Below are 7,372 nucleotides of genomic sequence, written 5' to 3' on the forward strand. Positions count from 1 at the left end.
GCGCCGGCGCCGGGGACGTCTGGGTTTCGGCGGTCGGGCTGTTTCCAGGGGCAAGCGCGGCCGTGTTGTCGCCCGGCTCTTTCGGCGCGGGGGCCGGCCGTTCGGGATCGGCCTGCGAGGCCACCTGCGGCGCCGGCTCATCCGCCGGCGGCGCCATGCCAAAGCCCGAGCCGCCCTCGGGCAGAGCCGGCGCAGCGGGCTGGGCAGGGTCGGCGATCGCGGGCACGCCCGCCTCGGTCGCGGGCGCATCGGGCACGCTGGCAGGCACCTGCGGCGACACCGGCGCCTCCTGCGCGGCCGTCAGATCCGGCGCCGGCTGCGCCCGGTCCGGCGCGTCGATCCCAGCGGTCGCATCGCCCACCTGCGGCTTGTCCGCCGGGGCGGTATCGGCCTGGTCGATCAATGCCAGATCGTCGGGTTCCCCGCCGCCGGCGCCGGGGGCCGCCGGGGCGGCCTCGACCAGATCGGCATCGGCGCCGGGCTCGGTCATGGCGGGGTTGTCTCCGGCGCCGGCGCCGCCGGTTGCAGCCGCAGGCGCCTCGGTCGCCACATCGGGCCGCGACACCGGCAACAGCAAAGACACCCCCGCCGCCCCGGCCGCAACCAGAACCGCGCCCAGTACCAGCCCCCCAAGAAATCCGCGCATTCCTGCCTTGCCTCTCTCGTTTTCCTGCCGTCATCCGCCAGCACCAGCGCGGGGCAGCGATTTGTCCCGCCCTCCGGCCCTTGACGCTGCCGACCATCCCTGAACATGTATGGCACAACCACTATACCGCTGGCGGGCCCCGCGCCACCAGCCCCCAATCTGTCCCGGGCGCCATGCTTCTGCTGATCGATAACTACGACTCATTCACCTATAACCTCGTGCATTATCTCGGCGCGTTGGGCGCCGATGTGGTCACCCGCCGCAACGATGCACTAAGCGTGCAGGAGGCGATCGCGATGCGGCCCGCCGGCATCCTGCTGTCGCCCGGCCCCTGCGATCCGGACAAGGCGGGCATATGCCTGGCGCTGACCGCCGCCGCCGCCGAACAGCGCATCCCGCTGCTGGGCGTCTGCCTGGGTCACCAGACCATCGGCCAGGCCTTTGGCGGCAAGGTGGTGCGCGCGAAAGCGATTGTGCACGGCAAGATGGGCACGATTCATCACGGCGGCCAGGGCGTGTTCAAGGGCCTGCCCTCGCCCTTCGCGGCGACGCGCTATCATTCGCTGGTGGTCGAGCGCGACAGCCTGCCCGACAGCCTCGCCGTGACCGCCTGGCTCGAGGATGGCACCATCATGGGCCTGCAGCACCGCGAGCTGCCGATCCACGGGGTGCAGTTCCACCCCGAGTCGATCGCCTCGGAGCATGGCCACGCCCTGCTGCAGAATTTCCTGAACGACATGAAGGTCCCCGCATGAGCGACGCGCTGAAACCGCTGATCGGCGCCAGCGCCGAACGCCCGCTGACCCCGCAGGAGGCCGAGGCCGCCTTTACCATTCTGTTTGACGGCGAGGCGACGCCGGCGCAGATCGGCGGGCTGCTGATGGCGCTGCGGACCCGTGGCGAGACGGTGGATGAATACGCCGCCGCCGCCGCCGTGATGCGGGCCAAGTGCCACGGCGTCACCGCGCCCGAGGGGGCGATGGACATCGTCGGCACCGGCGGCGACGGCAAGGGCACGCTGAACATCTCGACCGCCACCGCCTTTGTCGTGGCCGGCGCCGGGGTGCCGGTGGCCAAGCACGGCAACCGCAACCTGTCGTCGAAATCCGGCTCGGCCGATGCTCTGGGGCAGATGGGGATCCGGACCATGGTCGGCCCCGAGGTGGTGGAACGCGCCCTGCGCGAGGCCGGGATCGGCTTCATGATGGCGCCGATGCATCACCCGGCGATGGCCCATGTGGGACCGGCGCGGACCGAGCTGGGCACGCGCACCATCTTCAACATCCTCGGGCCGCTAACCAACCCGGCAGGGGTGAAGCGGCAGCTGACCGGCGCCTTTTCCCGCGATCTGATCCGGCCGATGGCGGAAACGCTGGGCCGTCTGGGCTCGGACCGTGCCTGGCTGGTGCATGGCTCGGACGGCACCGACGAGCTGACCATCACCGGGGTGAGCTGGGTCGCAGCGCTGGAGGACGGCGTGGTCAAGGAGGCCGAACTGCATCCCGAGGATGCCGGGTTGCCGGTGCATCCGTTCGAGGCCATCCTCGGCGGCACGCCGGAGCAAAACGGCGCCGCCCTGCGCGATCTGCTCGACGGCACGCCTTCGGCCTATCGCGACGCGGTGCTGCTGAACGCCGCCGCCGCACTGGTGATCGCCGAGGCCGCCGCCGACCTGCGCGAAGGGGTCGCCAGGGCAGCCGAAAGCATCGACAGCGGCGCGGCAAGGACGCGCGTCGAGACACTGGCCCGGATCACGCAGGAGGGGAAATGACCGAGACCGTTCTGGACCGCATCAAGGCCTACAAGCTTGAGGAAATCGCCGCCGACAAAGCCGACAAGCCGCTGGCCGAGGTCGAGGCCGAGGCGCGCGCGGCCGATCCGGTGCGCCCCTTTGCCGAGGCGCTGCATCAGGCCAGCCGCAGCGGCTACGGCCTGATCGCCGAGATCAAGAAGGCAAGCCCTTCCAAGGGCCTGATCCGCCCCGAGTTCGACCCGCCCGCACTGGCCCAGGCCTATGCGACGGGCGGCGCGACCTGCCTGTCGGTGCTGACCGACACGCCGAGTTTCCAGGGCGCCAAGGACTACCTCACCGCCGCCCGCGCCGCCTGCGACCTGCCGGCGTTGCGCAAGGATTTCATCTACGATCCCTATCAGGTGGCCGAGGCGCGCGCCCTGGGGGCCGACTGCATCCTCATCATCATGGCCTCGGTCGGGGACGGCCAGGCGGCCGAGCTGGAACAGGCGGCCTTCGACTGGGGGATGGATGTGCTGATCGAGGTGCACGATGCCGAGGAGCTGGAGCGCGCGGCGCTGCTGAAAAGCCCGCTGATCGGCATCAACAACCGCAATCTCAAGACCTTCGAGACCTCGCTCGACACCACGCGCCGGCTCTCAAAGCTGGTGCCTGTCGACCGCACCATCGTCTGCGAAAGCGGGCTGAACAGCCCCGAGGATCTGGCCGACATGGCGCGCTATGGCGCCCGGTGTTTCCTGATCGGCGAAAGCCTGATGCGCCAGGACGACGTCGCCGAGGCCACCCGCCACCTGCTTGCCAACCCGCTGACCGCGCCAGGAGCGATGTGAGATGCCCGAACTGACCCATTTCGACGCCGCCGGCAACGCGGTGATGGTCGATGTCTCGGGCAAGCCCGAGACCGCCCGCGAGGCCGTCGCCGAGGGCCACGTCAGCATGAGCCCGCAAACCTTTGACATGATTACCAAAGGCCACACCAAGAAGGGCGACGTGATGAGCGTGGCGCAGCTCGCCGGGATCATGGGGGCCAAGAAAACGCCGGATCTGATCCCGCTGTGTCATCCGCTGCCGCTGACCAAGGTGGCGGTGGAGCTGCAGGCCGACCCCGGCCTGCCGGGGCTGCATATCCGCGCCACGGTCAAGACCACCGGGCAGACCGGCGTCGAGATGGAGGCGCTGACGGCGGTCAGCGTCGCCGCGCTCACCGTCTTTGACATGGTCAAGGCGGTGGACAAGGGGATGCGGATCGGCGGCATTCGTGTGCTGCTGAAAGATGGCGGAAAATCAGGACGGTACGAGGCAAAATGATCACCGTTGACGAGGCCCGCGCGCTGCTGTTCGAGCTGGCCGCGCCGTTGCCCGCGGAAGAGGTTCCGCTGGCAGAGGCCGCCGGCCGGGTACTGGCCCGCACGGTTACCGCGCGGCGCGACCAGCCCCCCTTTGCGGCCTCATCGATGGATGGCTACGCCCTGGCCTCTGCCGAGGTCGAGTTGCACGCGATGTTCAAGCTGATCGGCGAGGCTGCGGCGGGGCATGGCTTTGCCGGCCGGGTGGGACCGGGACAGGCGGTGCGGATCTTTACCGGCGCGCCGGTGCCCGAGGGCGCAGATTTCGTGGTGATTCAAGAGGATGTGAGCCGCAGCGGCGATCTGATCACCATCGCCAGCGACCCGGGAACCAAGACCAACGTGCGCCCGGCGGGGGGCGATTTTCGCGCCGGTGACACGGTGTCTGCGCCGCGCCGGCTGCGACCGGCCGATATTGCCCTTCTGGCGGCGATGAACATCGGGCGGGTGCCCGTGGTCCGCAAACCTGTGGTGGCGTTGATCTCGACTGGCGACGAGTTGGTGATGCCGGGCAATGAGCCGGGCCCGGATCAGATCATCGCGTCGAACACATTCGGCCTCAAGGCGATGCTGGAGGATCTGGGGGCCGAGGCGCGGATCCTGCCCATCGCCCGGGACAGCGCCGCCTCGCTCACCACCGCCTTCGGGCTGGCCCGGGGGGCCGATCTGGTGGTCACCATCGGCGGCGCCTCGGTGGGCGATCACGATCTGGTCGGGCAAGTGGCTGGCGAGCTGGGGATGGAGCGCGCCTTTTACAAGGTGCTCATGCGCCCGGGCAAACCGCTGATGGCCGGACGGCTGAATGGCAGCGCCATGGTGGGGCTGCCGGGCAACCCGGTCTCGGCCATGGTCTGCGGCCGGATCTTTCTGGCGCCGATGCTGCGGGCGATGCTGGGCCTGGGGGCCGAGGCGCCCCGGCTGGAGCAGGCGCCGCTGGACGATTCCCTCGCCGCCAACGGGCCGCGCGAGCATTACATGCGCGCGCAGATCGGCACCGACGGACGGATCACCGTGGCGGCGGATCAGGACAGCGCCCTGTTGTCCGTGCTGTCGCAGGCCTCGGCGCTGGTCCGGCGCCCGCCCGACGACCCGGCGCGTTCCGCAGGCGAGATCGTCGATTACCTGACGATCTGACTCTGTCGCCCGGGATCCTTGACACAAAACGTGAACATGCGTAGAACAAAACAAAACGAATGGTTGCGAGGTGTGAAGGATGCTGACCCGGAAACAGCTGGATTTGCTGGAATTTATCCATAAGCGCGTACAGCGCGACGGGGTTCCGCCCAGTTTCGACGAAATGAAGGTGGCGCTGGACCTGCGTTCGAAATCCGGCATCCACCGGCTGATCACCGCGCTGGAAGAGCGCGGCTTCATCCGCCGCCTGGCGCATCGGGCCCGCGCCATCGAGATCGTCAAACTGCCCGATAGCCTGGGCGGCACCGCCAGCGCGGGATTCTCGCCCCGCGTGATCGAGGGCGACCGCCCCGCCGGCCACCGTCCGGCCAATGCCGACAGTGTCGAGCATTTCGCGATCGAACTGCCGATGATGGGCCGGATCGCCGCCGGCGTGCCGATCGAGGCGATCAGCGATGTATCGACCCATGTCGCGGTTCCGGCCTCCATGCTGTCCGGCCAGGCCCAGCACTACGCACTCGAGGTCAAGGGCGACTCGATGATCGAGGCGGGGATCAACGACGGCGATATCGTCATCATTCGCGAAACCGAGGCGGCCGACAACGGCGATATCGTGGTGGCCCTGGTCGAGGATCACGAGGCGACGCTGAAACGGTTTTTCCGCAAGGGCAACGCCATCGCGCTGGAGGCCGCCAACCCGGTCTATGAAACCCGCGTCTTTCCCGAGGACAAGGTCAAGGTGCAGGGCCGTCTGGTCGGGCTGATCCGCACCTACTGATCCGGTTTTTCTATTCCGGGCCGGACCAGAGCCGGCGGCGTGCTGGATCGCGGGCCGTGCGTAATTTTCCGTCCGCGCCGAGGGCTACCGCGCCGGTCAGGCGCAACCGCGGCGGATCGAGCACAAGGCAGGGGCCGTCCAGGGCAAGCGGAACGGCGGCCACCAGGATCTGCGCCTCGGTGCAGCCGGTCATCCCCAGCACGGCGCGCTTGCCTTGCACATGGATCACTTGGCGCGCCCCGACCCGAGCCGTCCGAAGGCCCGCGTCGGACTGGGGCCAGCGCGCCGCCGCCTCGGGCTGCGCGGCGTCGTCCCCGTCGTTTTCCAGCCAGATCCCGGCGACGAATCCGGCGCCGCGCGGTTTGCTCAGCGCGCGGCCCTGCGGCGTCATCGCGCCCACCAGCGCGCCGGTATCGGCGATCAGAACCGCGGGCCGCTCCGCCCCGGACCACAGCAGGACGGCGGTGGCAGCGGGGACAAACCCGGCCAGCCGCGCCCGCCCTTGCCACAGGATCACAAAAAGCATCCCCAGCGCGAACATCGGCAGCACCCAGGGCCCCGGGCTGGGCAGATGGCCGCGCGCGCCCGGCAACCCGGCGGCCCAATGCGCGACGCCGAGAATCCAGCCAAGGCCCAGCCCCATCGCCTCCAGCCCCGCCGCCTCCAGTCCGAAGGGCGCCAGCAGCACCGCCAGCACCGCCGCCGGAATCACCACCAGCCCCATCACCGGCACAGCCAGCAGGTTCGCCGCCAGACCGTAGTGCGCCAGCGTATTGAAATGCGCCGCCGCGACCGGCGCGGTGGCCAGCCCCGCCACCAGCGACGACAGCGCCACCCCCGCCACCGGCGCCAGCCAGCGCGGCCCCAGCCGGATCTGCCGGTCCCGCAGCGCTCCGAACACCGCGATCAGCGCCGTGGTGGCGGCAAAGGACATCTGGAACCCGGGTCCGAGCAGCGAGTCCGGCCGCAGCGTCAGCACCACCAGCGCCGCGAGTGCAACCGCCCGCAGCGAAAACGCGCGCCGGTCCACCATCACCGCGCCGAGCAGGACGACGGTCATGACAAAGGCCCGCTCGGTTGCCACATTGCCCCCCGACAACGCGAAATACCCCGCGGCGGCGGCGATCGCCGCACCGGCGGCGATCTTGCGCGCGGGCAGCCGCAGGGCCAGCACCGGGATCGCGGCGAGCGCCAGGCGGATTGCGGCAAAGACGAACCCGGCCAGCAACCCCATATGCAGCCCCGAGATCGCCAGCAGATGCGCCAGGTTGCTGGCCCGCAGCGCCTCCAGCGTCGCCTGCCCGACGCCGCTGCGGTCGCCGGTGGTCACCGCGGCCGCAAACCCGCCGGTATCGCCCGGCAGAGCCGCCCGCACCCGAGCAGCCGCCGCCATGCGCAGTCGGAACAGCCACAGATCGCGCCCGGGCGGCGCGACCAGCACCAGCGGCGCGCGGGTATAGCCCACTGCGCCCAACCGCTGAAACCAGGCATGGCGGCGGAAATCGAACCCGCCCGGCTCTGCCGGGCCCTGCGGCGGCGCAAGATGGGCGGTGGTCATCACCCGCGCGCCGGGCAGCGCTCCCTGCCCCTGCCCCGGCGCCGCGCCCCGCCCAGCCGCCGCGCCATGCAGCGCGATGCGCAGCCGCGCCGGCACCGCACCGGGCGCCACCCCGTCCAGCCGCACCCTGTCCAGAGTCAGCCGCAGCGCATCCGAG

The 7,372-nt window shown here is 70.2% G+C and carries 7 protein-coding genes and 1 pseudogene; 6 read left to right on the top strand and 2 right to left on the bottom strand.

What is annotated here, in order from left to right:
- Positions 1–646: pseudogene (locus tag E1832_RS00380) on the bottom strand (hypothetical protein); the annotation flags it as partial.
- Positions 647–819: 173 nt separating this feature from the next.
- On the opposite strand from E1832_RS00380, the gene E1832_RS00385 reads away from it, so the two are divergent.
- From E1832_RS00385 to lexA, 6 genes are all read left to right on the top strand, one after another.
- On the top strand, positions 820–1,401 hold the full coding sequence (locus tag E1832_RS00385; RefSeq protein WP_133357813.1) for an anthranilate synthase component II: 582 nt from the start codon (positions 820–822) through the stop codon (positions 1,399–1,401).
- Positions 1,398–2,417 (top strand): anthranilate phosphoribosyltransferase, encoded by a 1,020-nt coding sequence (trpD, locus tag E1832_RS00390; RefSeq protein ID WP_133357814.1) that lies wholly within the window; start codon positions 1,398–1,400, stop codon positions 2,415–2,417. Before E1832_RS00385 ends, trpD begins: the two co-directional genes overlap by 4 nt.
- Positions 2,414–3,229: an indole-3-glycerol phosphate synthase TrpC gene (gene trpC / locus E1832_RS00395; protein ID WP_133357815.1), complete on the top strand. Its 816-nt coding sequence runs from the start codon at positions 2,414–2,416 to the stop codon at positions 3,227–3,229. The genes trpD and trpC overlap by 4 nt, the downstream gene beginning before the upstream one ends.
- 1 nt (position 3,230) lies before the next feature.
- On the top strand, positions 3,231–3,707 hold the full coding sequence (gene moaC, locus E1832_RS00400) for a cyclic pyranopterin monophosphate synthase MoaC (protein ID WP_133357816.1): 477 nt from the start codon (positions 3,231–3,233) through the stop codon (positions 3,705–3,707).
- Positions 3,704–4,879: a molybdopterin molybdotransferase MoeA gene (locus tag E1832_RS00405; protein ID WP_133357817.1), complete on the top strand. Its 1,176-nt coding sequence runs from the start codon at positions 3,704–3,706 to the stop codon at positions 4,877–4,879. The genes moaC and E1832_RS00405 overlap by 4 nt, the downstream gene beginning before the upstream one ends.
- Positions 4,880–4,958: 79 nt before the next feature.
- A complete protein-coding gene (gene lexA, locus E1832_RS00410; RefSeq protein WP_133357818.1) occupies positions 4,959–5,657 on the top strand; it encodes a transcriptional repressor LexA in 699 nt (232 codons plus the stop codon).
- 10 nt (positions 5,658–5,667) lie between these two features.
- Here lexA and E1832_RS00415 read toward each other — a convergent pair.
- On the bottom strand, positions 5,668–7,372 hold a 1,705-nt coding region (locus E1832_RS00415), incomplete at its 5' end, for a ComEC/Rec2 family competence protein (protein WP_133357819.1).

The sequence above is a fragment of the Antarcticimicrobium luteum genome (genome assembly GCF_004358185.1).
GTDB classification, from domain to species: Bacteria; Pseudomonadota; Alphaproteobacteria; order Rhodobacterales; family Rhodobacteraceae; genus Antarcticimicrobium; species Antarcticimicrobium luteum.

Coding starts and splice junctions, on each gene's coding strand:
- moaC (WP_133357816.1), top strand. CDS start 3,231: ATGCCCGAACTGACCCATTTCGACGCCGCCGGCAACGCGGTGATGGTC.
- lexA (WP_133357818.1), top strand. CDS start 4,959: ATGCTGACCCGGAAACAGCTGGATTTGCTGGAATTTATCCATAAGCGC.
- trpC (WP_133357815.1), top strand. CDS start 2,414: ATGACCGAGACCGTTCTGGACCGCATCAAGGCCTACAAGCTTGAGGAA.
- E1832_RS00405 (WP_133357817.1), top strand. CDS start 3,704: ATGATCACCGTTGACGAGGCCCGCGCGCTGCTGTTCGAGCTGGCCGCG.
- trpD (WP_133357814.1), top strand. CDS start 1,398: ATGAGCGACGCGCTGAAACCGCTGATCGGCGCCAGCGCCGAACGCCCG.
- E1832_RS00385 (WP_133357813.1), top strand. CDS start 820: ATGCTTCTGCTGATCGATAACTACGACTCATTCACCTATAACCTCGTG.